Source organism: Dactylosporangium sp. CA-052675 (assembly GCF_050947935.1).
GTDB lineage: Bacteria > Actinomycetota > Actinomycetes > Mycobacteriales > Micromonosporaceae > Dactylosporangium.
The window spans coordinates 5,612,788-5,638,944 of sequence record NZ_CP192010.1; the positions used below are offsets into that span (position 1 = coordinate 5,612,788).

Annotated in this window: 18 protein-coding genes and 3 rRNA genes; 8 read left to right on the plus strand and 13 right to left on the minus strand. The window is 70.5% G+C overall.

Features of this window, described 5'->3' with window-relative positions; all coding sequences use genetic code 11:
* Positions 1–500: 500 nt before the first annotated feature.
* The 3 genes from rrf to ACQP1P_RS25710 form a co-directional block, all read right to left on the minus strand.
* A 5S ribosomal RNA gene (gene rrf, locus ACQP1P_RS25700) occupies positions 501–617 on the minus strand.
* Positions 618–728: 111 nt separating this feature from the next.
* A 23S ribosomal RNA gene (locus ACQP1P_RS25705) occupies positions 729–3,835 on the minus strand.
* Between the two features lie 348 nt (positions 3,836–4,183).
* Positions 4,184–5,698 (minus strand): 16S ribosomal RNA (locus ACQP1P_RS25710).
* The 16S, 23S and 5S rRNA genes sit together here, the layout of an rRNA operon.
* A 536-nt stretch (positions 5,699–6,234) precedes the next feature.
* Here ACQP1P_RS25710 and ACQP1P_RS25715 point away from each other — a divergent pair.
* On the plus strand, positions 6,235–7,080 hold the full coding sequence (locus ACQP1P_RS25715; RefSeq protein ID WP_433073510.1) for an alpha/beta fold hydrolase: 846 nt from the start codon (positions 6,235–6,237) through the stop codon (positions 7,078–7,080).
* 112 nt (positions 7,081–7,192) lie between these two features.
* On the opposite strand, the gene ACQP1P_RS25720 is transcribed toward ACQP1P_RS25715, so the two are convergent.
* The gene (locus ACQP1P_RS25720) at positions 7,193–7,891 is read right to left on the minus strand and encodes a DUF6193 family natural product biosynthesis protein (protein ID WP_433073513.1); all 699 of its coding nucleotides are present in this window, start codon (positions 7,889–7,891) and stop codon (positions 7,193–7,195) included.
* Between the two features lie 363 nt (positions 7,892–8,254).
* On the minus strand, positions 8,255–9,040 hold the full coding sequence (locus tag ACQP1P_RS25725; RefSeq protein ID WP_433073516.1) for a class I SAM-dependent methyltransferase: 786 nt from the start codon (positions 9,038–9,040) through the stop codon (positions 8,255–8,257).
* A 363-nt stretch (positions 9,041–9,403) separates the two neighbouring features.
* Between ACQP1P_RS25725 and ACQP1P_RS25730 the strand changes: the two genes are divergently transcribed.
* Positions 9,404–10,684, plus strand: coding sequence for an MFS transporter (locus ACQP1P_RS25730; RefSeq protein WP_433073519.1), 1,281 nt, complete (start codon positions 9,404–9,406; stop codon positions 10,682–10,684).
* A gap of 83 nt (positions 10,685–10,767) precedes the next feature.
* Here ACQP1P_RS25730 and ACQP1P_RS25735 read toward each other — a convergent pair whose 3' ends face one another.
* Positions 10,768–11,253: a DUF3500 domain-containing protein gene (locus tag ACQP1P_RS25735; RefSeq protein WP_433073521.1), complete on the minus strand. Its 486-nt coding sequence runs from the start codon at positions 11,251–11,253 to the stop codon at positions 10,768–10,770.
* A 91-nt stretch (positions 11,254–11,344) separates the two neighbouring features.
* On the opposite strand from ACQP1P_RS25735, the gene ACQP1P_RS25740 reads away from it, so the two are divergent.
* Positions 11,345–13,396 carry a hypothetical protein gene (locus ACQP1P_RS25740; protein WP_433073524.1) on the plus strand — a complete coding sequence of 684 codons (2,052 nt, stop codon included), beginning with the start codon at positions 11,345–11,347 and terminating at the stop codon, positions 13,394–13,396.
* Between the two features lie 108 nt (positions 13,397–13,504).
* Here ACQP1P_RS25740 and ACQP1P_RS25745 read toward each other — a convergent pair whose 3' ends face one another.
* Positions 13,505–14,533 (minus strand): hypothetical protein, encoded by a 1,029-nt coding sequence (locus ACQP1P_RS25745; protein WP_433073527.1) that lies wholly within the window; start codon positions 14,531–14,533, stop codon positions 13,505–13,507.
* 406 nt (positions 14,534–14,939) lie between these two features.
* On the opposite strand from ACQP1P_RS25745, the gene ACQP1P_RS25750 reads away from it, so the two are divergent.
* Positions 14,940–15,422 carry a TolB family protein gene (locus ACQP1P_RS25750; protein ID WP_433073530.1) on the plus strand — a complete coding sequence of 161 codons (483 nt, stop codon included), beginning with the start codon at positions 14,940–14,942 and terminating at the stop codon, positions 15,420–15,422.
* Between the two features lie 84 nt (positions 15,423–15,506).
* A complete protein-coding gene (locus ACQP1P_RS25755; RefSeq protein ID WP_433073533.1) occupies positions 15,507–17,102 on the plus strand; it encodes an MFS transporter in 1,596 nt (531 codons plus the stop codon).
* Between the two features lie 108 nt (positions 17,103–17,210).
* Here ACQP1P_RS25755 and ACQP1P_RS25760 read toward each other — a convergent pair whose 3' ends face one another.
* Positions 17,211–18,350, minus strand: a complete 1,140-nt coding sequence (locus ACQP1P_RS25760) for a carboxylate-amine ligase (RefSeq protein WP_433073536.1) — start codon at positions 18,348–18,350, stop codon at positions 17,211–17,213.
* Complete coding sequence (locus tag ACQP1P_RS25765) at positions 18,347–19,327, minus strand: methyltransferase (RefSeq protein ID WP_433073539.1); 981 nt, start codon at positions 19,325–19,327, stop codon at positions 18,347–18,349. The genes ACQP1P_RS25760 and ACQP1P_RS25765 overlap by 4 nt, the downstream gene beginning before the upstream one ends.
* Before the next feature lie 61 nt (positions 19,328–19,388).
* Between ACQP1P_RS25765 and ACQP1P_RS25770 the strand changes: the two genes are divergently transcribed.
* A complete protein-coding gene (locus tag ACQP1P_RS25770) occupies positions 19,389–20,396 on the plus strand; it encodes an iron-containing redox enzyme family protein (protein ID WP_433073542.1) in 1,008 nt (335 codons plus the stop codon).
* Here ACQP1P_RS25770 and ACQP1P_RS25775 read toward each other — a convergent pair.
* The gene (locus ACQP1P_RS25775; protein ID WP_433073545.1) at positions 20,348–20,578 is read right to left on the minus strand and encodes a CDGSH iron-sulfur domain-containing protein; all 231 of its coding nucleotides are present in this window, start codon (positions 20,576–20,578) and stop codon (positions 20,348–20,350) included. The two genes, ACQP1P_RS25770 and ACQP1P_RS25775, sit on opposite strands and share 49 nt — an antisense overlap.
* Before the next feature lie 119 nt (positions 20,579–20,697).
* Between ACQP1P_RS25775 and ACQP1P_RS25780 the strand changes: the two genes are divergently transcribed.
* Both ACQP1P_RS25780 and ACQP1P_RS25785 read left to right on the plus strand, forming a co-directional pair.
* Positions 20,698–21,084, plus strand: coding sequence for an acyltransferase family protein (locus tag ACQP1P_RS25780; RefSeq protein WP_433073548.1), 387 nt, complete (start codon positions 20,698–20,700; stop codon positions 21,082–21,084).
* Positions 21,030–22,478, plus strand: a complete 1,449-nt coding sequence (locus ACQP1P_RS25785) for a GGDEF domain-containing protein (RefSeq protein WP_433073551.1) — start codon at positions 21,030–21,032, stop codon at positions 22,476–22,478. The genes ACQP1P_RS25780 and ACQP1P_RS25785 overlap by 55 nt, the downstream gene beginning before the upstream one ends.
* Positions 22,479–22,488: 10 nt before the next feature.
* Here ACQP1P_RS25785 and ctaD read toward each other — a convergent pair whose 3' ends face one another.
* From ctaD to ctaF, 3 genes are read right to left on the minus strand one after another with little or no spacing between them, the layout of a single operon-like run.
* Entirely contained in the window at positions 22,489–24,153 is a 1,665-nt protein-coding gene (ctaD, locus tag ACQP1P_RS25790) for an aa3-type cytochrome oxidase subunit I (RefSeq protein WP_433073554.1), read from the minus strand.
* Positions 24,150–25,694, minus strand: a complete 1,545-nt coding sequence (gene qcrB, locus ACQP1P_RS25795) for a cytochrome bc1 complex cytochrome b subunit (RefSeq protein ID WP_433073557.1) — start codon at positions 25,692–25,694, stop codon at positions 24,150–24,152. The genes ctaD and qcrB overlap by 4 nt, the downstream gene beginning before the upstream one ends.
* Positions 25,691–26,113, minus strand: a complete 423-nt coding sequence (ctaF, locus tag ACQP1P_RS25800) for an aa3-type cytochrome oxidase subunit IV (protein WP_433073560.1) — start codon at positions 26,111–26,113, stop codon at positions 25,691–25,693. The genes qcrB and ctaF overlap by 4 nt, the downstream gene beginning before the upstream one ends.
* Positions 26,114–26,157: the final 44 nt, after the last annotated feature.

Here is a 26,157-nt window from a genome sequence, read left to right on the forward strand (position 1 = left end):
TCGTGTCTCACCACCAACGTTTACCGAAGTGCGGACCGCTCCGCGGGCCCGGTGGGCCGGTCACCCCTGGTCACGGTCGCGGAAGCGACCACCGGTCGGCCGGTCGCCCCGGTCACGGTCGCGGAAGCACCACCGGTCGCCCGGGTCACGGTCAGCTAATCCGCCGCCACTGGGCTCCGGTCTCATCGCGTCCCGACTCGACCGCTGGCCGTAGTCCGGAACGGACAGTCATCCCGGAAATCACCCTGTCACGGTCGTCCCACGACTGGCCGCCGCCCTCACTCCAGAACCCGCCAGCGACCCGAGCATCTGTTGCACCGCCCCCAGCGGTCTCCACGTCGGGGGCGAAACGCGCGGGGCCGCTCGGCGCGCTGCTCAGCCTCCGCACCAATACAAAAAGCCGGCCCCGCGTCAGCGGGGCCGGCTCAACAACGCTCGTCATATTCTCAGGACATACTTCAGGGGCTCACCGTATTCGGTGAGCCCCTGAAGGAATGATTGTCCGGCGGCGTCCTACTCTCCCACACTCTCTCGGGTGCAGTACCATCGGCGCTGGAGGGCTTAGCTTCCGGGTTCGGAATGGGACCGGGCGTTTCCCCTCCGCTATGGCCGCCGTAACACTATGAACCTGTCAACCCCGCACACCCACCCCGTCCAGGGGGTTGGGGTGCGTTCGGTGTTGGTTCAGAATCACACAGTGGATGCAAGATCTTCACAGCAAGGTGTTGTAGGTCAAGTCCTCGGCCTATTAGTACCGGTCAGCTCAAACCTGTTACCAGGCTTCCACTTCCGGCCTATCAACCCAGTGGTCTCGCTGGGGGCCTTAACCCTCAAGGGGTGGGATACCTCATCTCGAAGCGAGCTTCCCGCTTAGATGCTTTCAGCGGTTATCCCTTCCGAACGTAGCCAACCAGCCGTGCTCTTGGCAGAACAACTGGCACACCAGAGGTTCGTCCGTCCCGGTCCTCTCGTACTAGGGACAGCCCTTCTCAAGTATCCTACGCGCGCGGCGGATAGGGACCGAACTGTCTCACGACGTTCTAAACCCAGCTCGCGTACCGCTTTAATGGGCGAACAGCCCAACCCTTGGGACCTACTCCAGCCCCAGGATGCGACGAGCCGACATCGAGGTGCCAAACCATCCCGTCGATATGGACTCTTGGGGAAGATCAGCCTGTTATCCCCGGGGTACCTTTTATCCGTTGAGCGACACCGCTTCCACCTGCCAGTGCCGGATCACTAGTCCCGACTTTCGTCCCTGCTCGACCTGTCAGTCTCACAGTCAAGCCCCCTTGTGCACTTGCACTCAACACCTGATTGCCAACCAGGCTGAGGGAACCTTTGGGCGCCTCCGTTACATTTTAGGAGGCAACCGCCCCAGTTAAACTACCCACCAGACACTGTCCCTGAACCGGCTCACGGTCCAAGGTTAGATACCCAAATCCAACAGAGTGGTATTTCAAGCTTGCCTCCACCCACACTGGCGTGCGGGTTTCACCGGCTCCCACCTATCCTACACAATCGAATTCGAGTACCAATGTCAAGCTATAGTGAAGGTCCCGGGGTCTTTCCGTCCTGCCGCGCGTAACGAGCATCTTTACTCGTAGTGCAATTTCGCCGGGCCTGTGGTTGAGACAGTGGGGAAGTCGTTACGCCATTCGTGCAGGTCGGAACTTACCCGACAAGGAATTTCGCTACCTTAGGATGGTTATAGTTACCACCGCCGTTTACTGGCGCTTAAGTTCTCCGCTTCGCCCCGAAGGACTAACAGGTCCCCTTAACGTTCCAGCACCGGGCAGGCGTCAGTCCATATACGTCGTCTTACGACTTAGCATGGACCTGTGTTTTTAGTAAACAGTCGCTTCCCCCTGGTCTCTGCGGCCACCAACCGCTCCACCAGCACGTGGTCTCACCATCGGTGGCCCCCCTTCTCCCGAAGTTACGGGGGCAATTTGCCGAGTTCCTTAACCACAGTTCGCCCGATCGCCTCGGTATTCTCTACCTGACCACCTGTGTCGGTTTGGGGTACGGGCCGCTCGAAACTCGCTAGAGGCTTTTCTCGGCAGCATGGGATCACTGGCTTCACCTGAAACGGCTCCGCTTCACGCCTCACCCACATGTGCTGCGGATTTGCCTACAGCACGGGCTACACGCTTGCCCCGGCACAACCACCGGCCGGGCCCAGCTACCCTCCTGCGTCACCCCATCGCTTGCCTACTACCACCCGAGTTCCGAAACGCCGGCCATCCCCCCGAAAGGTTCAGACCATTGTGACGTTAGTACAAGCAGGTTCAGCATGGACGCTTCTACGCGGGTACGGGAATATCAACCCGTTGTCCATCGACTACGCCTCTCGGCCTCGCCTTAGGCCCCGACTCACCCAGGGCGGATTAGCCTGGCCCTGGAACCCTTGGTCATCCGGCGGCAGGGTTTCTCACCCTGCTTTCGCTACTCATGCCTGCATTCTCACTCGCGTCACCTCCACGGCTGGATCACTCCGCCGCTTCACCGGTGACACGACGCTCCCCTACCCATCCACACACCTGGACCACAAAGGCCTGGTACACGTGTGAATGCCACAGCTTCGGCGGTGTGCTTGAGCCCCGCTACATTGTCGGCGCGGAACCACTTGACCAGTGAGCTATTACGCACTCTTTCAAGGGTGGCTGCTTCTAAGCCAACCTCCTGGTTGTCTATGCGACCCCACATCCTTTACCACTTAGCACACGCTTAGGGGCCTTAGCTGGTGATCTGGGCTGTTTCCCTCTCGACTACGAAGCTTATCCCCCGCAGTCTCACTGCCACGCTCTCACTTACCGGCATTCGGAGTTTGGTTGACTTCAGTAAGCTTGTGGGCCCCCTAGGCCATCCAGTGCTCTACCTCCGGCAAGAAACACATGACGCTGCACCTAAATGCATTTCGGGGAGAACCAGCTATCACGGAGTTTGATTGGCCTTTCACCCCTAACCACAGATCATCCCCCAACTTTTCAACGTTGGTGGGTTCGGCCCTCCACGCGGTCTTACCCGCGCTTCAGCCTGCCCATGGCTAGATCACTCCGCTTCGGGTCTAGGACACGCGACTGAACGCCCTATTCAGACTCGCTTTCGCTACGGCTCCCCCACACGGGTTAACCTCGCCACGTATCACTAACTCGCAGGCTCATTCTTCAAAAGGCACGCCGTCACCCCCAGCAAAACTGGGACGCTCCGACGGATTGTAGGCGCACGGTTTCAGGTACTATTTCACTCCCCTCCCGGGGTACTTTTCACCTTTCCCTCACGGTACTCGTCCGCTATCGGTCACCAGGGAGTATTTAGGCTTACCAGGTGGTCCTGGCAGATTCACGGCAGATTACAGGAGTCCGCCGCTACTCGGGAACACGCCAACACAGACCGCAAAGTTTTCGCCTACCGGACTCTCACCGTCTACGGTGCCGCTTTCCAGCGGACTTCGACTAACCCACGATTTTCTGACTGTGCCACCAGCCGGCAGACCGGTGCAGACATGCCCCACAACCCCAACCATGCAACCCCTGCCGGGTATCACACATGCCTGGTTTAGCCTCATCCGCTTTCGCTCGCCACTACTCACGGAATCACTGTTGTTTTCTCTTCCTGCGGGTACTGAGATGTTTCACTTCCCCGCGTTCCCTCTACCTGCCCTATGTGTTCAGGCAGGAGTGACACCACATGACTGGTGCCGGGTTCCCCCATTCGGACACCCTGGGATCACAGCTCGGTTGACAGCTCCCCCAGGCCTATCGCGGCCTCCCACGTCCTTCATCGGCTCCTGGTGCCAAGGCATCCACCGTACGCCCTCAGCAACTTGACCACAAAGCAATAAAGATGCTCGCATCCACTGTGCAATTCTCAACCAACACCAAACCCCGCACCGCTTTGTCAGAACAAGCCTGCAACCATCAGGTCACGGTCCTTGATCCGGCCGGGATCCACGTCACTGAAACACCAACTCGCGTTGATTGTTTCAGGACCCAACAGGGTGCCTATACGCTCCGCCCAGCCGCACCAGCCGCGTTCCACTCCCGAAAACTCGGGCTGTACTAACCGCGCCGGCCGTTGCCGAACATCACTTCGCCAGTGTCTCCGCCATTGAGCACCCCACCAGCACATTCGGCTGATGCGGGCTCCTTGCAGCCTTTCGGCTGAAGGTGCTCCTTAGAAAGGAGGTGATCCAGCCGCACCTTCCGGTACGGCTACCTTGTTACGACTTCGTCCCAATCGCCAGCCCCACCTTCGACGGCTCCCTCCACAAGGGTTGGGCCACCGGCTTCGGGTGTTGCCGACTTTCGTGACGTGACGGGCGGTGTGTACAAGGCCCGGGAACGTATTCACCGCAGCATTGCTGATCTGCGATTACTAGCGACTCCGACTTCACGGGGTCGAGTTGCAGACCCCGATCCGAACTGAGACCGGCTTTTTGGGATTCGCTCCACCTCACGGTATCGCAGCCCTTTGTACCGGCCATTGTAGCATGCGTGAAGCCCTGGACATAAGGGGCATGATGACTTGACGTCATCCCCACCTTCCTCCGAGTTGACCCCGGCAGTCTTCGATGAGTCCCCGGCCGAACCGCTGGCAACATCGAACAAGGGTTGCGCTCGTTGCGGGACTTAACCCAACATCTCACGACACGAGCTGACGACAGCCATGCACCACCTGTGAACGGCCCCGAAGGACCCGACATCTCTGCCGGATTACCGTACATGTCAAACCCAGGTAAGGTTCTTCGCGTTGCATCGAATTAATCCGCATGCTCCGCCGCTTGTGCGGGCCCCCGTCAATTCCTTTGAGTTTTAGCCTTGCGGCCGTACTCCCCAGGCGGGGCGCTTAATGCGTTAGCTGCGGCACAGAGAACCGGAGAGGCCCCCCACACCTAGCGCCCAACGTTTACAGCGTGGACTACCAGGGTATCTAATCCTGTTCGCTCCCCACGCTTTCGCTCCTCAGCGTCAGTATCGGCCCAGAGACCCGCCTTCGCCACCGGTGTTCCTCCTGATATCTGCGCATTTCACCGCTACACCAGGAATTCCAGTCTCCCCTACCGAACTCAAGCCTGCCCGTATCAGCTGCAAGCCCACAGTTGAGCTGCGGGTTTTCACAGCTGACGCAACAAGCCGCCTACGAGCTCTTTACGCCCAATAAATCCGGACAACGCTCGCGCCCTACGTCTTACCGCGGCTGCTGGCACGTAGTTGGCCGGCGCTTCTTCTCCAGGTACCGTCACTTGCGCTTCGTCCCTGTCGAAAGAGGTTTACAACCCGAAGGCCTTCATCCCTCACGCGGCGTCGCTGCATCAGGCTTCCGCCCATTGTGCAATATTCCCCACTGCTGCCTCCCGTAGGAGTCTGGGCCGTGTCTCAGTCCCAGTGTGGCCGGTCGCCCTCTCAGGCCGGCTACCCGTCGTCGCCTTGGTAGGCCATCACCCCACCAACAAGCTGATAGGCCGCGAGCCCATCCCAAGCCGAAAAACTTTCCACACCATGTGATGCCACACGACATGAATATTCGGTATTAGCCCCCGTTTCCGAGGGTTATCCCAAAGCCTGGGGCAGGTTACTCACGTGTTACTCACCCGTTCGCCGCTCGAGTACCCCGAAGGGCCTTTCCGCTCGACTTGCATGTGTTAAGCACGCCGCCAGCGTTCGTCCTGAGCCAGGATCAAACTCTCCAACAAAACTCGTGTTGGTGAATCAATCACCCGGCAACAAACATGTTGTCACCAAAGGAATCCCAGACACGCAACACACTCCCGAAGAAGCGCGCCCATGCCACGGGGTAAAAATCATTTGGCACTGGCTTAACAAGCACCCTGTTGAGTTCTCAAACAACCAACACACACCGCCGAACTTCGCTGTCACCAGCACCGTCCGCCCGGGGCATTTCGTACCGTTCTAGTCTACCATGTCCGCTTCGCTGCGTCAAGTCCGTCTTACAGGACTTTGTCCAGTTTCACGCACACACAACAACCCTTCCGGAGACCCGGCCGAGTGTCGTAGGCTGTTGGCAGGACGTCCGCTGCGGCTCACTTACGCGACCCGCGGACCTCGTCCGTTTCCCTGCCGAGGAAGAACCCTACTACCCGCTCCGCGGCCAACATCCAAATCGGGTCAGCCGGCCGCAACTCGACTGGCGCTCCGGTCCCATGTGACCGCGCGCCGAGCGGTCCCGCGATTCCTCGTCCTCCCAGCTAGCCGGCCACGCGCATGCCGGTTGCCGCTCCCCCGGCTGGCAAGAGGCGGCCTTACCTGGACCCTGCCGAAAGCGGATGTGAAGGAGACCGTAAGCGCGTTCGGCGATGGTCTGGGCATGGAGATGTACTTCGAAGACCACGGCCCCCTCGACACCCGCCCGCTCGTGCTCGTGCACGGCGCGCTCTCCGGGATCGGCGCCTCGTTCGGCTCGCTGCTGCCTCTGCTGGCCAAGTCCCGTCGGGTGATCGCGGTCGAACTACAGGCCCACGGCCGCACCCCCGACATCGACCGGCCGCTGACTGTCGAGCACTTCGCCGCCGACATCGTCGAACTGCTCGACCGGCTCGGCGCGGAGCGAGCCGACGTGCTCGGATGGAGCATGGGCGGTGCCGTCGCCCTGCGGCTCGGCACGGATTACCCCGAGCGTGTCAACCGACTGGTCCTGGCGTCCATGAGCTTCCACAGCGGCGGCCTGCACCCCGTCGTGCTCGACGGCATCGCGGACCTGCAGCCCGAGCACCTGCACGGTTCGGAGTTCTACGACGATTACGTGCACACCGCCCCGGACCCGGCCGGCTGGGCGAACCTGGTGACGAAGATGAAGGTTCTCGACGCCAGCCTGCCGCAGTGGACACCGGCGCAGATCCGCGAGCTGACGGCCCCGACGATGGTCATCATCGCCGACTCGGACATCATCCAGCCCGAACATGCAGTGGAGCTGTTCCGCCTGCTCGGCGGGGGCGTGACTGGGGACCTGACCGGCTTACCCGCCTGCCGCCTGGCGATCCTGCCCGGCACGACCCACACGACGGTGCCGCAGCGTGCGGACTGGATCGCCCCGATGGTGGACGAGTTCCTGAGCTGAGCCCCAGGCGGCATCCCCCAGCGCCGCCTGCCACGCGCACCGCGCGTCCGTCGCACGGCGGCCGGAGACGCTTCTCGTGGGCGAGTCGCTGGGTCGAGTTGACGAGGTCCGTCTACTCGGTGCCGGCGGTGACCGGGCCCAGGCCGGGCGGGAGCTGGCGGACGGCGATTGCCACGGCCTGCTCCGCGGTCGTGCTCTCGCCGATCACGTCGCCGAGGTAGCGGGACCGCACCACGAAGGCGTCCTCGGCCTCGGCCCACAGGCTCAGGCCCACGTCGCGCAGGAAAGGGCGGGTAGTGGACGAGAACTTGAGGACCCAGTGACTGGTGTAGGGGTACAGGCGGCGCAGTGCCGGCTCCGCGTAGGCGGCCTCGGTAATCAGGCGGAGGCGGGGCAGGCCGGCGCCGGCCATCTCGATGCGTACCGCCTGCCACTCGGACTCGGCCAGGGCCGCCGGGTCGCCGTCCGGCACCTCGAAGCGGCCGGTGGGCTCCATGAAGCGGGCGCGCTCGCAGATGCCGGACACCGGCGTGCCGTCGCACCAGGCCTCGGCGACCACGGCTACCTCGCGCAGGTCGTGGGTGTAGCCGGCGACGAGTGGCAGGTGCTGGTGCGCCTCCCCGCCGACGACGGAGAACTTGCGCTCGTGCTGGAAGGCGCTGACCTCAAGGCCGTTGCGATACCCGACAGGGGTCGCGACCGTCGCGCGGTGCAGCGGGTTGCGTTCGTCCGCGACGGCGTCCAGGCCATACTCGCGCAACAGCTCCGCAAGACCGCCCGCGGCCACGACGTCCGGGTAGAACTCGCTCATGTCGCGACCGTATCCGGCGCCGGACGCCGCACCACCATCGCAACGCCCCCGCACCTCGGCACATCACGCCCGCGCGTCAACGCACCAGACCCAGAGACCATCGCAACGCCCGCGCACCGCGACCAATCACACCCGCGTGAACGCACCGCGCCCAGGACCATCGCCGGACAAGCCAGAGAAGGACAGACAAGCCAGGGGGAAGGACAGACGAGCCCGAGAAGACAGACGAGCCAGAGAAGACCGACGAGCCAGAAAATGCAGACGAGCCAGAAAATGCAGACGAGCCAGAGAAAGCAGACGAGCTGGAAGGGCCGGAGAAGCCGGATGAGTTGGAGGAGCCGAGTGCCGTGGCGTCGGCGGGCGTTATCGGTCGCCCGACGCCAGCAGCGCCGCGGTCGGCAGGATCAGGTCGTCGTTGTGCAGGAAGGGGGCCGCTAGCCGCTCGTACTCGTGGCGGGCCCTTGTCCGGGTCCGCTCGTCCCGGCCGGCCAGGGCCTCGCCGAGGGCGCCCATGCCGTTGGCCGGGCCGATCCACCACGACTCGAGGTCGGTGTGGTGGCTCCACTCGATGGTTCGGCTGCTCACGTTGCGCAGGCCCGCCTTCGACAACAGGGCCGCCACGCCGTCGGGGGTTCGCGGGAAGTTCAGGGAGTCGGGGACGATCGACGGGGCGGGGGCGATCTCCAGTGCGGCGAGGATGTCGTTCCACAGCTGTTGCAAGGGTGGGGCCGGGCGGGGCCAGACGGTGACCGCCACGCGGCCGCCTGGCCTCGTGACCCGGGCCAGGTCGGCTACGGCGGCGGCCGGGTCTGGGACGTGGTTGACGACGAAATTGGCGACCACGGCGTCGAAGGCGGCGTCGGCGAACGGCAGGTCGGGGAGGCGGCCCAGGCGCACGTCGGCCTCGGGTACCGACGCGGCCGCCAGGGCGACCATGCTCGGCTCGGCATCGACCGCGGTGACTGCTGCGCCTCGGGCGATCGCCAGGGCAGCGACGGTGCCGCTGCCGGTGCCCGCGTCCAGCAGTGCCAGGCCGGGAGTCACGCCCGCGGCCTCCAGCAGGGGTGCGGCGGTGTGTGCGCACAGGTGGGCGTAGCTGTCCGCGAATGCCACCGCCCGGCCGGTCCACTTCGCCGCTGCGTCAGCCATGCCGAAAGCGTATGCCGAGCCGTGGAAACAGGCGCCTCGACACCCGCCGCGGCGACGAACGCCACGCCGGAAAGGCCCACCCAGGCACCCGCAAGCGAGCGACAGCACACCGAACGACGCACCCAAGCACCCCACCACAGCCGAGCGACACCACACCGAACGACGCACCCAAGCACCCGCTACAAGCGAGCGACAGCACGCCGAACAGGCGCACCCGAGCACCTGCCGCAAGCGAGCGACGGCACGCCGAGACGAGCACGCGCAGAAACGGTGCGGAGAACGCGCTGACAAGGGTGCCCAGTGGGAGAGCACGAACGAGTAATTCGGGTGCCGGGGCGGGAAGTGGTCGTTACGCTGCCCGCCGTGTTGAAACGGCTGCGGCATCTCCGCATGGACCTCCGGCCCCTGCGGCGTCGCGACTTCCGGCTGCTCATGGCCAGCGGCGCGATCACGATGTTCGGCAGCTTCATCGCCGTCGTGGCGGTACCGTTCCAGCTCAAGCAGCTCACCGGCTCCTACGTCGCGGTCGGGGCGGTCGGCGTCGTCGAGCTGGTGCCGATGGTGCTCAGCGGCCTCTGGGGCGGCGCGATCGCCGACGCGGCCGATCGGCGCAAAGTGGTGCTGATCTGCGAGTTCGCGATGGCGCTGTGCACCGCGGCGCTGCTGGTCAACGCGATGATGCCGCATCCGGCGGTGTGGCCGCTGTACGTCGTGGCGGGCTCCGTCGCCGCGCTCGACGGGCTCCAGCGGCCCTCCCTCGACGCAATGACGCCCCGGCTGGTGCCCCGCGACGAGCAGACCGCGGCGAACGCGATCTCCAGCGTGCGCTGGCAGATCGGTGCCGTGGGCGGGCCGGCCGTCGGCGGGGTGCTGGTCGCGCTGGCCGGCGTCCGGCTGGCGTACGCCGTGGACGTGCTCACGTTCCTGGTCTCGATCGGGCTGCTGTGGGCGCTGCGCCCGGTGCCGCCCTCGGCCGAGGCCGAGCGCCCGAGCCTGCGCGGGATCGCGCGCGGCGCGCGGTACGCGTGGTCCCGTCCGGAGCTGCTGGGCACCTACTTCGTCGACATCGCGGCGATGTTCCTGGCGATGCCGGTCGCGCTGTACCCGTTCGTCGCCGACGAGCTGCACGCGCGCTGGGCGCTCGGGCTGCTGTACGCCTGCATCCCCATCGGCGCGATGCTGGTCTCGCTCACGAGCGGGTGGGCGTCACGGGTGCACCGGCACGGGCTGATGGTGCTCATCGCGGCCGGCGTGTGGGGGCTGGCCATCGCCGGTTTCGGGCTCGCCCCGAACATCGGGATCGCGATCGCGCTGCTCATCGTGGCGGGCGGGGCGGACATGGTCAGCGGCCTGTTCCGCTCGACGATCTGGAACCAGACCATCCCCGACCACCTGCGCGGACGGCTGGCCGGGATCGAGCTGCTGTCGTACTCGATCGGCCCGACCGCCGGCCAGCTGCGCGCCGGGCTCATGGCGGGCGCGGTCGGGCTGCGGGGCGCGATCGCGGCCGGCGGGCTGCTCTGCACCGGCGCCGTCGCCCTGTGCACGGTGCTCATGCCCGGTTTCACCCGGTACGACGAGCGGACGTCACCACACGCCCAGGCGGCGCGGAACGGTCAGGAGCTCCAGCCCGCCGCGCCGTAGCACCGACGCGGTGACGACCCCGTTGCTGACCGCGACATCGAGCGGCGCCGCCGACCCGCACCCGCCCAGGCCGCGCGGGACGGTCAGGAGCTCCAGCCCGCCGCGCCGTAGCACGACGTGGTGACGATCCCCTCGCTGACCGTGAAGTCGAGCACGCCGCCGGCGCCGCCGACCTGGACCGTCCAGGCACCGCCGGCGCTGGGGGTGCCGAGGACGCGGACGCGATACCCGTCGATGCCGGCGTCGGCCAGCTGCCGGTAGTCGCGGTCGCTCAGCCCCGCCTTGAGCACGCCCAGCACGGCGGCGCGCTGCACGGCGCCGAGCGAGTGCAGCGACAGCCCGGGGCCGGCCAGCGCCGAGCGCTGATCGTCGTCGAGGGCGCCCATCAGGGCTTTCGTGGCGTCGAGCACGTCCTCGGGCGCCGCGCTGGTGCCCGGCATCGGCGCGGCGCAGGCGCTCACGTTCGCGGCCGGGGCAGTGCTCGGCGCGGCCGTCCCGGTGCCGTCCGCCGGGGCACAGGCGGCCGCGATCGCCAGGGTGAGACCGAGGATGAGCAACGAACTCCGCACAAATCGCCACTTTAGCCCCGCATCGCCGCCGCGTCCTGCGCGACCGTCCTGAGCAGGCAACCGCGCGCGGGCCTTGATCGTCTGGAACGTCATGGAACGCCGTCAACGCTTGGTGGACTTCGCGTGGATCGACGGGCTGGTGCGGCGCGACGGGCCGGCGGCCGCGGAGGCCGCGCTCGCGAACGTCGCCGGGGCCGAGGCGGCGGCGCTGCGTGGCGTGCTCGCCCGCCACGCGCACCTGCTGCAGCCGCTCGAGCCGGCACACTCGGTCACCGACGCGCTGATCGGGCAGGCTCGGGCCGTACCGGAGCTGCGGGAGGCCGCCGACGACTTCGCCGCGTCGCGGGAGCCCGGCGGCGCCCGGCTCCTGCAGACGGTCCGGCGGCCCGAGTCGCCCGCCCCGCGCCGGGTCATCGCCGCCGGTGGGCCCATCACCGGGGTCGCGCTCGCGCCGGACGGGTCGTGGCTCGCCGTCGGCGGGAGCCGGCGGCCGCTGGAGGTGTGGGACGTCGCCACCGGGCTCCGGCGTCCGCTGCCCGCCGCCGCGACCGGCCTGAGCCGCCTCGCCGTCGCGCCCGACGGGACGTGGCTGGCCGGCGTCGGCGAGGACCGCGTCGTGCGGCTCGTCGACGTGCGCTCCGGGCGGGTCCGCGGGGAGCTGCCCGAGGTGTTCCACTGGCCGCAGTCGATGGCCGTCGGGCCGGACGGGGACTGGCTCGCCGTCGCGCGCTGGGACGGCGTGTACCGCTGGGACGTGCGGGCCGGCCGGGAGCTGCCGGCGCATCGGTACTCGTGGCCGCTCAACGCCGCCGCGGTCGCGCCCGACGGGCGCTGGATCGCCGCGGCGTACCGCGACAACGGGCTGCGCGTCGAGCTGCGCGACACCGGCTCCGGCGCCACCCGGGCGCTGCTGCGCGGGCCCGAGGCGACCGTGAGCCGCATCGCGGTCGCGCCCGGCGGCGGGTGGCTGGCCGCCGGTACGAGCGAGGGAACGGTGGTGATGTGGAACGCCGGCGGGGCCGAGCCGCGCGCGGTGCTGCGCGGGCACACGGGCGCGGTCAGCGATGTCGCGGTCGCCCCGGACGGCGGCTGGCTGGCCAGCACCTCGCACGACGGGACGCTGCGGCTCTGGGACGCCCGTACGGGGCGCTGCCGGGCGGTCGTGAGCGTGCCCGGCTTCGGGCTCAGCCGCGTGCGCATCGGGCCCGCCGGCGACTGGCTCGCCGTGGTCGCGGTGCGGGACCCGGCGGTGCGGATCTGGGACGTGGCCGACCTGCTCGCCGAGGCCGGCGGCGACGAGGCCCCCGAGCGGATCGCGGGCCTGGTCGCGGGGGCCGACCAGGTCTGGGTCGGCACGCAGGTCCGCGACGCCGACACCGGCAAGCCCGTGCACACCCTCGAGGCGCGGGAGCCGGTGCGGGCCCTGGTCGCCGCGCCCGACGGGTCCTGGTACGCCGGCAGCGAGCACGGCGCCGTGCGCATCTGGGACACGGGCGGGGACCGGCCGCGCACGCTGCCGGACGCGGCGGGCGACACGACCCGGCCGCGGGCGGCGTCGCGGGACGGGCGCCTGCTCGCCGCGATCGCCGGTGCCGTCGTGGTCGTCTGGCACGTCGCGACCGGCAAGGTGCTGTGCCGCGTGCGCATCAACTGCAAGCAGGTGCACGGCCTCGCCTTCGGCGCCGACGGCCGATGGCTCGCGCTGGCGTGCTCCGACGGGCGGCTGCGCATCGTCGACGTAGCGACCGGCCGCAACCGGCGGGTCATCCGCGCCCACACGCACGCCGTGGCCGCCGTCGCCCTGGCGCCCGACGGGACGTGGCTGGCCACCGCGGGCTGGGACCGCACCGTGCGGACCTGGGACGCCCGCACCGGCAAGCCGCGCACGGTGCTGTTCGGGCTGACCGACTGGCCGGCCACGGTGGCGATCGCGCCGGACGGCGAGTGGATCGCGGCGGGCGGTCACGGCGGCGTCCTGCACGTGTGGCAGGTGCGCACCGGCGAGCTGAGCGCGTCGGCGCGGGTCGACGCCCGGCTGCTCAACGACTGCCGTTGGTCCGGCGACGGTACCGCCCTGAGCGCGACCGGCGGCGGCGAGTCCTACGTGTTCGCCTTCAGCCCGCCACCGCGGCCCTCCCGGTAGCCGATCCCGGCCGCGGCCGGCCGACCGAGCGCAACGCCGCCGCGGAGCCCGTCAGTAGCCCATCGCGGGTGCGGCCGGCGACCGAGCGCGGCGCCGCCGCGGGACCCGTCAGTAGCCGATCGCGGCCGCGGCCACCGAGCGCAGCGCCGCCGCCTCGGCGGCCGGCACGTAGAGGTCCGACAGGTCCCGGGGCGACTCCTGGAACACGATGCCGTAGAGCGTCACCGCGTCCAGGTACCGCGCGGCGTCGGTCGGGTGCTTGCCGTCCGGGACGATCAGGTAGGACGTGCCCCGCCCGGCGATGACCGTCTCGAACTCGTCGCCGATCGGGGCGAGCAGGTTCGGCAGGTCCAGGGCGGCCGAGAGGTCCGCGTAGTGCTCGTCGATCGCGGCCTTCGCCACGGTGCGGGACGGGAACGGGGCCGGGTCGGCCAGCGCCCAGTTCTTGAACAGGACCACGCGGCCGCCCGGCTTCAGCACCCGCCGCAGCGCCGGGGCGTACGTGTGCAGCAGCGTGTCCGTCGCCGCCGCCGGGTTCGTGGCGACCAGCGTGCTGTACTCCTGCAGCACAACGTAGTCGTAGCGTCGCGCCGCGCTGATCGCGGTCGCGACCAGCCCGTCGTTCCAGGTCTGTCGCAGCGTGTAACCGGAGTGCAGGACCGTGGTGACGTCGATCGGCCGGCCCGCGGCGGCCGCGAGCCGGCGCACCAGGGCGGGCGTGTGCTCGCCGGTGGCCGTCGTGTAGCTGCCCAGCAGGCTGTTGCCCACGAACAGCACGCTGATCGGGGCGCGGGCGGCCGGAGCGGTGGTGACCGAGTAGTGGATCGCCTCCTCGTCGTCCGTCACCGTGTACTCACCGGGCGTGGTCGGCACCGCGACGTCCGCCTGCTCGTCCGTGCGCAGCGCGAGGCGGCGGCCGGCCAGCCGGGTGAGGTCGATCACGGTGCCGTCGGTGAGCGGGCTCAGGCCGAGCACCGGGCGGCCGGTGGCCTCATCGACGACCGCGACGCCGTTGACGAGTACGCCGGCCACGGGGATCTCGGCCGCGACCCGCGGGGTGGCCCAGCCCAGGCCGGCCGCGACCGCCACGGCGAGGGTCAGCACGGCGGCGATCCACAGGCGGTGACGGTACGGCATCCTGTGATGACTCCTCGCGCACATGACGGACGGCCTGGCCCACCCAGGTTCGCCATCACGGAGCGTGGTGTCAATCGATCGCCCAGCCGTGCCGCGTCACCCGGGCGCCGGACAAGCCGCGCTCCACAGGCGTCAGCTCGGGCGCACCCGGGCGCCGGACAGGCCCGCGCTCCGCAGGCGTCAGCGCTGGAGCAGTTGCCGCCCGATCGTCGGGGAGAAGACCTCCAGGTTCTTGCCCCCGGCCGCCTCCAGCCCGATGCGCACCGCCTCGGCGACGTCGCTCATGCCCGTCGAGACGAGCCTCGCCGCGCGAACACATCGGTTCGCGGACGGTTTTCTTCAGGTGCCGGACGGTTGCGCCGATGGTCCCTGCGTCACACGGACGCGACACACACTGGGGGCAGGGATGAACGCCAAGACCATCAAGCACACGCTCGCGCTGGCCGGCATCGCCGCCGTCGCGGCCGCCTTCGCCGGCACCACCACCGCCGCCGCCAGCACCACCACCACCGCCAGCAACCCCACCGTCTACGCCAGCCACGGCGCCATCTACCTCAAGCATGCCGGCCACACCACCCGCCTCACCACCGACACCGTCAGCCGCCAGCCCACCCTCTCCCCCGACAACACCCAGATCGCCTACGTCCACAACGACACCATCTGGCTCATGCACACCGACGGCACCGACCAGCACCAGATCAGCGACCGCACCGGCACCGACCCCGCCTGGGACCCCAGCGGCGTCCGCATCACCTACACCGCCACCTCCTGCACCGGCGCCCCCGGCACCTTCCGCACCGGCACCGACGGCGCCACCGCCTCCGAGGTCCTCACCCCCGCCGCCTGCGTGACCCAGGACGCCCCGCTCGTCGGCTACATCACCGGCTGACCGTCGCCGGCTCGCCCCGCACCCCACCGGCCGTCCACCGGAGGCGGTTGTTTCCGCGACCGGGCGACGGGTAGCGGCGGGAGGGTGACGACCGTCGCGAATGTCCCCGCCTCGACGTGGGGCCCGCTGCGCATCGGCGTGTTCCGCGTGCTGTGGCTCGCCGTGCTCGGCAGCCAGGTCGGCACCTGGATGCAGACCGTCGGGGCGCAGTGGCTGCTCGTCGACCAGCCGGGCGCGGCCGCGCTCGTCGCGCTCGTGCAGACCGCGGGCACGCTGCCGGTGGTGCTGCTGGCGCTGCCCGCCGGGGTGCTCGCCGACTCGCTGGACCGCCGGCGGCTGCTGATCTGGGTGCAGCTGTTCATGCTCGCGGTCGGCGTACTGCTCACCGGACTGACGATCGCCGGGCAGATGACGCCGGGGCTGCTGCTGGCGCTCACCTTCGCGCTCGGGTGCGGCACGGCGATGACCAACCCGACGTACCAGGCGGTGATCCCGGAGCTGGTGCCGCGCGCCCAGCTGCCCTCGGCCGCCGCGCTCGGCTCGATCAGCGTGAACCTGGCCCGCGCCGTCGGGCCGGCCGTGGCCGGGGTGCTCATCGCCCGCACCGGCGTCGCCGCCGTGTTCGGCATCAACGCCGCCACGTTCCTGGGCTTCGCCATCGTGCTGTTCCTGTGGCGGCGGCACCCCGCACCGGGTGACACGCTGCCGGAGCCGTTCTTCGCCGCCCTGCGCGCCGGCGGCCGGTACGTGCGCCACTCCCTCGCCCTGCGCCGGTTCCTGCTGCGCGTCGAGCTGTTCATCGTCCCCGCCGTCGCGCTGTGGGCCCTGCTCCCGCTCGTGGCCAGCCAGCGGCTGCACATGGGCGCGGGCGGCTACGGCCTGCTGCTGGCCGCGCTCGGCACCGGCGCGGTGCTCGGGGCGGTGTGGCTGCCGCGGCTGCGGGCGGCGCTGTCGGACAACGCGATGCTCTGGGCCGGCAGTCTCGTCTACGCGGTCGCGCTGGCCGTGGTGTCCGTGGTGCGGGTGCCGGCGGTGGCCGTGCTCGCGCTCGTGCCCGCCGGGCTCGCCTGGATGGCGGTGCTGTCCAACATCAACGCCGGGCTCCAGCTGTTCCTGCCGCACTGGGTGCGGGCGCGCGGGCTCGGGGCCTACCAGAGCGCGTTCTTCGGCGGGCAGGCGGTGGGCGCGCTCGCCTGGGGACTGCTCGCCGTGCGCTTCGGGCTGGTGCCCTCGCTGCTGGCCGCGGCCGCCGTCATCGCGGCCGGAGCGGCGACCGTGCGGTTCTGGCCGCTCATCGAGACGCGGCACCTCAACCGGGAACCGGCCCGCCCGTGGCCGCAGCCGCGGCTGACCGTCGAGCCGGAGCGGTTCGCCGGGCCGATCGTGGTCGAGGTGACGTACATCGTCGCCCCCAGCAACGAGCCGGCGTTCCTGGCCTCGGCCGACGCGCTGCGGCGCACCCGGATGCGCACCGGCGCCGTGCGGTGGGGCCTGTTCCGCGCCGGCGAGGTGGCCGGCGAGATGGTCGAGGTCTACGTGGTGCCGACCTGGGACGAGCACCTCCGCCAGCACACCGGCCGGCTCACCGGCGCGGACGAGGAGATCGACCTGCGGGTGCGGGCGCTGTCGGAGCGCCCGCCCACCGTGGTGCACCTGCTGCCGGCCGACGTCAGCCGCTGACCGTCGCCGTCAGCCGCTCGGTCGCCCGTCAGCCGATCGGCCGCCCGTCAGCCGCTCGCTGCCGCCGTCAGCCGCTCGCTGCCGACGTCAGCCGCTCGCGGTCGCCCGTCAGCCGCTGACCGTCGCCTCCGCGAGCGCGGCGAGCGCGCCGGGCAGGCCGCGCTCGGCGGCGGCGCGGCGCTGGCGGTCGGCGCCGGTGCCGTGCTCGCGCAGGTGGGCCAGGCCCGCCTCGACGTCGGGCCGGTCGCCGTGGCGGTCGAGGGCGCCGCCGACGGTCGCCACGAGGTCGTCGACCAGGTCCCAGGCCGGGCGGGGCGCGCGGGTGCGCAGGTCGAGCAGGGTCCCGCCGAGGCCCGCGCGGGCGGCGTTCCAGTGCGCGGCGCGCAGCAGGTGCTCCGGTGGCACCAGGGGCTCGCGGTCCGCGGCGATGTCGGCGATGGCGGTGGCGACCAGGGCGCGGGCGAGGCCGGCCACGACGACGGTCTCGGCGGCCGTCGGGACCACGTCGGCCACGCGGATCTCCACCGTCGGGTAGCGCGACGACGGCCGCGCCCACCACAACACCATCGACGCGTCGAGCATCACACCGGCCGCGACGAGCTCCCCGACGACCCGCTCGTAGTCGGCGGACGAGTGCAGGTACGGCGCCGGGCCGAGGCTCGGCCAGCGCTCCAGGGCGATCCCGCGCCAGCTCGCGTGGCCGGTGTCGGCGCCCGCGCTGAACGGGGAGTTCGCGGTGAGGGCCTGCAGCGCCGGCAGCCAGGGCCGGATCGCGTTGCACACCTGGATGGCGAGCTCCCGGTCGGGCACGCCGACGTGCACGTGGAAGCCGCACAGGGCCGGGTCGTGGGCGATCGGGCCGTAGTGGCGGGCGATCGCGTGGAAGCGTGGGGTGTCCACGACCTCGAGGTCGGGCTCGCCGACCGGGGTCGCGCCCACCGCGACGAGCCGGGCGCCGACGGACTCGGCGGCCGCGCCGGCGGCGGACCGGTTCTGCCGCAGCGTGCCCTGCAACTGCCGCAGCCGCGTGCAGACCGGGCTCACCATCTCCAGCATGCTGCTGCGGAACTCGACCCGGCTGCGCTCGCGCAGGTCGGCCGGCAGGGCGGCGCGGGCGGCGGCGGCCAGCGGCGCGTTGTGCCACGAGTGCGGGTCGAGCAGGAGGAACTCCTCCTCGACCCCGACGGTCAGGGTGGGCTCGGCCAGGCTCCGGGCGACCTCGGCCGGGCTCAGGGCGGTCAGCGTCATCGGCTCGCCCCCGCCGGGCGCGTCGCGGTCAGCAGGGCGATGGCGATGCGGTCGGCGTGGCGGTACGCGGGCTCCTGCAGGTTCTCGCCGTAGACGTCGGGGTCGATCTCGCGGTACGTCCAGCGCATCCCGGTGCCGGCCAGCCGCTCGGTCGCCGCGTCGAGCAGCGGGTCGCGGCCGGCGGTGACGCCCGTGCCGCTGAGCAGCACCAGCGACCCGCCCGGGGCGAGGCGGTGCACGGCCGTGTCCAGCACCGCGAGGGGCAGGTCGTGGCCGTGCGGGCCGCCGCCGTCGCGGTAGGCGCGGCCCTCCGGGTCGATCATGAACGGCGGGTTGGACACAATGAGGTCGAAGGCGCCGGAGACGTTGCCGAGCAGGTCGCTGGCGCGGGGACGGACGTTGCCCAGCCCGGCCAGGGCGGCGTTGACGCGGGCGTAGCGCAGCGCCGTCGGGTTGATGTCGACCGCGACCACCTCGGCGCCGGGGAGCCGCTTGGCGACCGCGACGGCGACGGCCCCGCTGCCGGTGCCGACGTCGGCGACCCGGGCCGGCGGGTCCGCCCGCTCGGCCGCGCGCTCCCGCAGGTGCGCGAGCACGGCGTCGACGGTGCGATGGGTGTCGGGGCCGAAGAACACCGCGTCGCGCCCGGCCGCCGGGAAGGCCGAGTGGACGAACAGCTCGCCGTCGTAGGCGGAGACCCGGATCGTGCTGTGCCAGCCGTCCCGCTCGCACCGCAGCGCACCGGCGGCGTCCAGCAGCGCCACGACGTCGGCGGGCAGGGCGGCGCGGTCGAACGGGCGGCTCCAGCCGAGCACGTCGGTGAGGCTGTGCCCGCGGGCGTTGCCGGGCCGCCGGTTGACCCGCTCGTGCGTGGCCGGCGTCACCGTCGTGAAGCGGTAGCCGGCGGCCTTGAGCCGGTCCCCGAGCCGCCGCAGTGCCGCGTCGGCGTCGGGCGGGGCCGCGATCGTGGAGGTCATGACCTGCCGACTTCCCCGAATTCTCATGCTTAACCGAAGTTTGCGCGGGAAGACATCACCCATGCAGCTACCGCAGCCCCGCGGGCCCGTGTCGGCCGCCCTCGCCGACGCGCTCGCCGGTCCCCCGCGTGACATCCCCCTCATCGAGCCGAGCGACGACGAGGACCTGCAGCTCGTGCTGCACATGGGCTACGAGCTGCACTACCGCGGCTTCGACGGCGTCGACGACGCGTGGGAGTGGCAGCCGTCCCGGATCGCGCTGCACCAGGCCGCCGAGCGCTGCTTCGAGGCCGAGCTGCGCCGTCTGGTGCCGATGCCCGATCCCGTGCCGCCCGCCGAGGTGCCGCGCGCGCTGGCCGCCGTGATGGCGGCCGACGACGGGCCGCCGCTGTCGAAGTACCTCGCCGGCCGCGCCACGCTCGAGCAGTACCGCGAGTTCGTCACGCACCGTTCGATCTACCACCAGCGCGAGGCCGACCCGCACACGTGGGCGATCCCGCGGCTCGGCGGGCGGGCGAAGGCGGCCCTGGTGGAGGTGCAGACCGACGAGTACGGCGGCGGCCGCGTCGAGCGCATGCACGCCGAGCTGTTCCGGGGCACCATGCGCGAGCTCGGGCTCGACGACACCTACGGCGCCTACCTCGACGCCGCCCCGGCCGCCACCCTGGCGGTCAACAATCTCATGTCGCTGTTCGGCCTGCACCGGCGGCTGCTGGGCGCGATCCTGGGGCACCTGGCGATCTACGAGATGACCTCGTCACTGCCCAACCGCCGCTACGGCAACGGGCTGCGCCGGCTCGGCTTCGGCCCGGCCGCCACCCGCTTCTACGACGAGCACGTCGAGGCCGACGCGGTGCACGAGCAGATCGCCGCGAACGACCTGTGCGGCTCCTACTGCGCGGACCGGCCGGAGCAGTCCTCGCTGGTGCTCTTCGGGGCCGCGTGCGCCCTCGCCCTCGACGCGCGCTTCGCCGGCCACCTGCTGACGCGCTGGGCGGCCGGCGAGTCCTCGCTGCGGGCTCAGTCCGACGCGATCGGCCGGCCGCTGGTCGGAGCGCTCGGGGCGTGAAATCCCACCACCTTATGCGTACCGTCGCAAAAGGGCTTGATCGCCGACCGGCCGCACCGGCAGAGCGCGACGGTCCGCCGGCCCGGGTCGATGACCTCCCCGTCCTGGGTCGTCAGCGTGAAGTTGCCGCGCAGCAGCAGCGGCCCGTCCTCGCAGGGCGTCACGGAGGCGATCTCATCCATACGGAGGCTGTGCCCGCCCCACGCGCGGCCAAACGACGCCGCGCCGGGCACCCGCCCGGGGCCGCGGGCTAGCCCGCCCATCGTGTTTCGCGGCCGCCGCCCGGGGCAACGGGCGCCGCGTGTCGCTGCGCTACCAGCCGTCGCTGGACGGGCTGCGGGCCGTCGCGCTCGGCGGGGTGCTGCTGGCCCACGGGCTGCCGGGGGTGCTGCCCGGCGGGTTCCTGGGCGTCGACCTGTTCTTCGTGCTCTCCGGCTACCTGATCACGGCGCTGCTGCTCGCCGAGCACGACGCCACCGGCCGCATCCGGCTCGGACGGCGTCCGCGAGGTCGTCGCGCCGTGGCTGGCCCCGCAGCTGGCCCGGCTCGCCGGCACGTGACGGACCCGCGGCGCGCTGCGTTCGCACCGCTCGCGCAACGCAGCATCGCGGGCCGCGTGCCGAAGGTATGGCCGTGCAACAGGTACGCAGTCGGCTGGCCTCGGCCTACCTCGCCCTCGCCGGGCTGATCCTGGCGGGGTTCCTGGTGGTGCCCGACGGCAGCCTGGCCCAGACGATATGGCAGGTCGCGTGCGGGTGGCTCGGCGCCGGGGCGATCGTCGTCGGCGTCCGGCGGCACCGGCCCGCCGCCCCGGCCGCGTGGTGGCTCGTCGCCGTCGGCGTGGCCGGCAACGCCAGCGGCATCGGCGTGGAGGCGATCCTCACCCGGACCATGGCGGACCCGGGCTTCCCGTCGTGGGCGGACGCGGCCTACCTGTCGCTGTACCCGTTCGCCGCGGCCGGCATGTTCCTGCTCCTGCGGCGCCGCAGCCCGCTGCGCAACTGGTCCACCGTCGTCGACGCCGGGACGCTGACCACCGGCCTCGGCCTGCTCGCGTGGATCTTCATGGTGAAGCCGGCGGCGTCCGACCCGGACATCGGGCTGCTCGGGCACGTCGTGAGCGTCGCCTACCCGGTCGGCGACATCGTGCTGCTGGCCATGACGGTGCGGCTGCTGCTCGACGGCGCGGCGCACAACACGTCGTTCCGGCTGCTCGGCACCGCCCTGATCGCCTTCCTCGCCGGGGACACCGCGTGGGTCGTGGTGAACCAGTTCGCCCTGCTGCCCGGTCCGATGGCGCACAAGCTGCTCGCCGACGTGTACCTGGCCGGGTTCCTCGCGTTCGGCGCCACGGCGCTGCACCCGGACGTGCGCACCATCGCCCGCCCGGCCCCGCCGCGGCCCGTGCGGCCCAGCCGGCGCATGCTCGCCGTGCTGGCCTCGACCTCGCTCGTGGGCCCCGCACTGCTGCTCGCCGAGGCGCTGACCGGCGAGGTCGCCGATGCCGTGGCCATAGCCCTCGGCTGCGCGGCACTGTTCCTGCTCGTCGTGACCCGCATGTCCCAGCTGCTCACCCAGCTCGACGTGCAGTCGCAGAAGGTCCGCGAGCTGGCCGTCACCGACGACCTCACCGGGCTGGCGAACCGGCGGGCCTGGAACGCCGAGGTGCCCCGCGCCGTCGAGCGTGCGCGCCGGGCCGGGACGCCGCTCGCCGTCGCGCTCGTCGACCTCGACCACTTCAAGCGGTTCAACGACAGCTACGGCCACCCCGCCGGCGACCGGCTGCTCAAGGAGGCGGCGGCCGCCTGGCAGCACCACCTGCGCGCCTCCGACCTGCTCGCCCGCTACGGCGGCGAGGAGTTCGTCGTGCTGCTGCCCGACGCCTCGGCGGACGAGGCCGGGCGGGTGCTGGACCGCATGCGCGAGGCCACGCCGCTGGGCCAGACGTTCTCGGCCGGCATCGCGATGCTGGCCGACGGCGAGGGCTCGGACGAGCTCGTCGCCCGGGCCGACGCCGCCCTCTACGCGGCCAAGCGGGCCGGGCGCGACCGGGTCGCGCTCGCGGCGGGCCGGGCCGGCTGACCGGCCGGGATCAGTGCCCCTGCGGGCCGTACACGTCGTCGAACACCGGCCGGTTGGAGCGGATGCGCGGCAGGCGGGTGAAGTTGTGCCGGGGCGGCGGGCAGCTGGTGGCCCACTCGAGGGAGTTGGTGTAGCCCCACGGGTCGTTGCCCTCCACGACGCGGCCGAAGCGGTAGGAGGACCACAGGTTGTACAGCAGCGGCAGCATCGACACCCCGAGGATGAGCGCGCCGATGCTGGAGATGGTGTTGTACGTCGTGAAGCCGTCCGAGGGCAGGTAGTCCGCGTACCGGCGGGGCATCCCGCGCGTGCCGAGCCAGTGCTGGACGAGGAACGTGGTGTGGAAGCCGACGAACGTCAGCCAGAAGTGCACCTTGCCGAGCCGCTCGTTGAGCATCCGGCCGGTGATCTTCGGGAACCAGAAGTAGAGCCCGCCGAACGCGGCGAAGACGATCGTGCCGAACAGCACGTAGTGCATGTGCGCGACGACGAAGTACGTGTCGCTGACGTGGAAGTCGACCGGCGGCGAGGCCAGCAGCACCCCGGACAGCCCGCCGAAGAGGAACGTCACGAGGAAGCCCAGCGACCACAGCATCGGGGTCTGGAACGTCAGCTGGCCGTGCCACATGGTGCCGATCCAGTTGAAGAACTTCACGCCGGTGGGGACGGCGATGAGGTACGACAGGAAGGAGAAGAACGGCAGGAGCACCTGCCCGGTGACGAACATGTGGTGCGCCCAGACCCCCATCGACAGGATGGCGATGGCGATCGTGGCCCCGACCAGGCCCTTGTAGCCGAAGACCGGCCGGCGCGAGAAGACCGGCAGGATCTCGGTCACGATGCCGAAGAACGGCAGGGCGACGATGTACACCTCCGGATGGCCGAAGAACCAGAACAGGTGCTGCCACAGCAACGCCCCGCCGACCGCCGGGTCGTAGACGTGCGCGCCGAGCTTGCGGTCGGCCTCCAGCACGAGCAGGGCCGCGGTGAGCACCGGGAACGCCATGAGCACCATGATCGCGGTGATGAAGATGTTCCAGGTCAGGATCGGCATCCGGAACATGGTCATGCCGGGCGCCCGCAGCGTGACCACGGTGGTGATCAGGTTGACGGCGCCGATGACCGTGCCGACGCCGGCCACCACCAGGCCCATCGTCCACAGGTCGCTGCCGACGCCGGGCGAGTTCGGCTCGCTGTTCAGCGGCGCGTAGGCGAACCAGCCGAAGTCGGCCGCCCCGCCCGGGCTCACGAACCCGCCGATGGTGATGAGGCCGCCGGTGAGGTACAGCCAGTACGCGAGCGCGTTGAGCCGCGGGAAGGACACGTCGGCGGCGCCGATCTGCAGCGGCACCAGGAAGTTGCCGAAGCCGAACACCAGCGGCGTGGCGAACAGCAGCAGCATGATCGTGCCGTGCATCGTGAAGAGCTGGTTGTACTGCTCGCTGGAGAGCAACTGCAGCCCCGGGCGCGCGAGCTCGGCCCGCATGAGCAGCGCCAGCACGCCGCCCAGCAGGAAGAAGCCGAACGACGTCACGAAGTACATCACGCCGATCCGCTTGGCGTCCGTGGTCGCCAGCAGGTCCACGACCCGGGAGCCGGGCAGGGTGCGGCGGCGGGGCCCGGGCAGGTCGGGGGTGTGCACCGGATCGATCGGCAGCACCGCACGCTCAGTCATCGGCCGTCTCCTTCGGACCCGGCATCGACGGTCTCCTTCGTGCCGGCATCGGCGGTCCCCGGCAGCACCGGCCGGGCCGCGCCCACGCGCTGCATCCGCTTCGGCACCGCCCATCCGGTGTAGGGCAGCGGCAGGGCGTCGGCGGGGGCGAGCGGCTGCTCGATCTCGCGGTACTCCCCGTCGGGCATGCGGATGACCACGCCGGTCTCCAGCCCGTGCGCGAGCCGCCGGCGGTCCTGCTGCTGGAAGCCCAGGCACAGCCGGCGGGCGACGTAGAACGCCAGCGGCGGCAGCAGCACCGCGCCGATGCGGCCCGCCCAGATCATCGCGTTGAGGCTGATGTGGAACTTGTCGGCGATGAGGTCGTTGGCGGCCGACACGGTGAGCACCAGGTAGAAGGTCAACGCCATGGCGCCGACCGCGGTGCGGGTGGGCGCGTCGCGGGGCCGCTGCAGCAGATTCTGGTAGCCCTCGCCGCGATGCCGCCAGGCGTGGCCGAACGGATAGCCGATCGCGAGGACGGTCAGCAGCCCCGGCAGCACGACACCGGGCCAGAAGACCGGGGACAGCGTGTAGCCGAAGCCGCGGATCTCCCACGGCGGCATGAGCCGCAGGCCGCCGTCGAGGAACATGACGTACCAGTCGGGCTGGCTCGCCGCGGAGACCACGGCGGCCTCGTAGGGGCCGAACAGCCACAGCGGGTTGATCTGCACGAGGCCGCCGAGCGCGGCGATCACGGCGAAGACGATGATCGCGAGCCCCGTGGAGCGCCCGGCGAAGCCCGGCACCATCCGCTCGCCGACGACGTTGGCGTTGGTGTGCCCGGGGCGGGGCCACTGGGTGTGCTTCTGCTTGACGATCAGGCCCAGGTGCACGCTGATGAGCGCGACGAGTGCCCCGGGCACCAGCAGGACGTGGACGATGTACAGCCGCCCGATGATCAGCTCGCCCGGGAACTCGCCGCCGAAGAGGGCGCTGGACACCCAGGTGCCGACGATGGGCAGCGCCTCCACGATGCTGCCGGCGATGCGCAGGCCCGTGCCCGACAAACCGTCGTCGGGCAGGGAGTAGCCGGCGAACCCCTCGACGAACCCGAGCCAGAACATCAGGATGCCGATGACCCAGTTCGCCTCGCGCGGCTTGCGGAAGGCGCCGGTGAGGAAGATCCGGCCCATGTGCACGACGATCGCGGCCATGAACAGGTTCGCCGACCAGTGGTGCATCTGCCGCAGGAACAGCCCGCCGCGGGTGTCGAAGCTGATCCGCAGGGCGGAGTCGTAGGCGGCCGACATCGGCATCCCGCGCAGCGGCGTGTAGGAGCCGTCGTAGCGGACCTCGCGCATCGACGGATCGAAGAACAGCGCCAGCATGATGCCGGTCAGCACGAGCATGACGAAGGAGTACAGCGCCAGCTCGCCGAGCATGAACGACCAGTTGTCCGGGAAGACCTTGTTCAGCGTCCGCCGCAGGGGCGTGGCCCCCTGGAAGCGCTCGTCCGCCGCCCGGGCCGCCCGCCGCACGCGGGCCGCCCGCCGGCTCACCGCGACTCCGGGGAGCCGGCGTAGAACTCGTACACCAGGCCGGCGATGGCCAGCAGCGCGGCGACCACGGCGGTGCCCAGCAGCCACCACTGGCTCAGCGCGATCCCCACGGCGCCGATGGCCACCGCGATCGCGATGCCGAACGGCCAGAAGCCGGGCGGGGCGAAGTACCCGACCGTGCCGGCCCCGTCGGCGATCTCGGCGTCCGGGCGGTCCTCGGGCCGCGGCGGCATCCGGCGGGCGACCAGCGCGAAGTAGCCCGCGCACAGCGTGCTCATCAGGCCCGACACGACCAGCGCGGTGCCGCCGGCCCACTCGGTGTGGCCGGCCGCGCCGCTCCCGGTCCACCACAGGTAGACGGCCGCCGCGGTGAACATCAGCCCGGCGATGATCCCGAACACCTTCGCCTCCGTGCGCACCGCGCCCCCTCACCCCGGACGGGTAGTCCGGCATCGAGGCGCCA

What these genes read in the sequence shown, in the direction of transcription:
- ACQP1P_RS25750 (WP_433073530.1), top strand. Translation starts at nt 14,940, where the DNA reads ATGAACGCCAAGACCATCAAGCACACGCTCGCGCTGGCCGGCATCGCC.
- ACQP1P_RS25740 (WP_433073524.1), top strand. Translation starts at nt 11,345, where the DNA reads ATGGAACGCCGTCAACGCTTGGTGGACTTCGCGTGGATCGACGGGCTG.
- ACQP1P_RS25745 (WP_433073527.1), bottom strand. Translation starts at nt 14,533, where the DNA reads ATGCCGTACCGTCACCGCCTGTGGATCGCCGCCGTGCTGACCCTCGCC.
- ctaD (WP_433073554.1), bottom strand. Translation starts at nt 24,153, where the DNA reads ATGACTGAGCGTGCGGTGCTGCCGATCGATCCGGTGCACACCCCCGAC.
- ACQP1P_RS25765 (WP_433073539.1), bottom strand. Translation starts at nt 19,327, where the DNA reads ATGACCTCCACGATCGCGGCCCCGCCCGACGCCGACGCGGCACTGCGG.
- ACQP1P_RS25725 (WP_433073516.1), bottom strand. Translation starts at nt 9,040, where the DNA reads ATGGCTGACGCAGCGGCGAAGTGGACCGGCCGGGCGGTGGCATTCGCG.
- ACQP1P_RS25720 (WP_433073513.1), bottom strand. Translation starts at nt 7,891, where the DNA reads ATGAGCGAGTTCTACCCGGACGTCGTGGCCGCGGGCGGTCTTGCGGAG.
- ACQP1P_RS25770 (WP_433073542.1), top strand. Translation starts at nt 19,389, where the DNA reads ATGCAGCTACCGCAGCCCCGCGGGCCCGTGTCGGCCGCCCTCGCCGAC.
- ACQP1P_RS25760 (WP_433073536.1), bottom strand. Translation starts at nt 18,350, where the DNA reads ATGACGCTGACCGCCCTGAGCCCGGCCGAGGTCGCCCGGAGCCTGGCC.
- ACQP1P_RS25775 (WP_433073545.1), bottom strand. Translation starts at nt 20,578, where the DNA reads ATGGATGAGATCGCCTCCGTGACGCCCTGCGAGGACGGGCCGCTGCTG.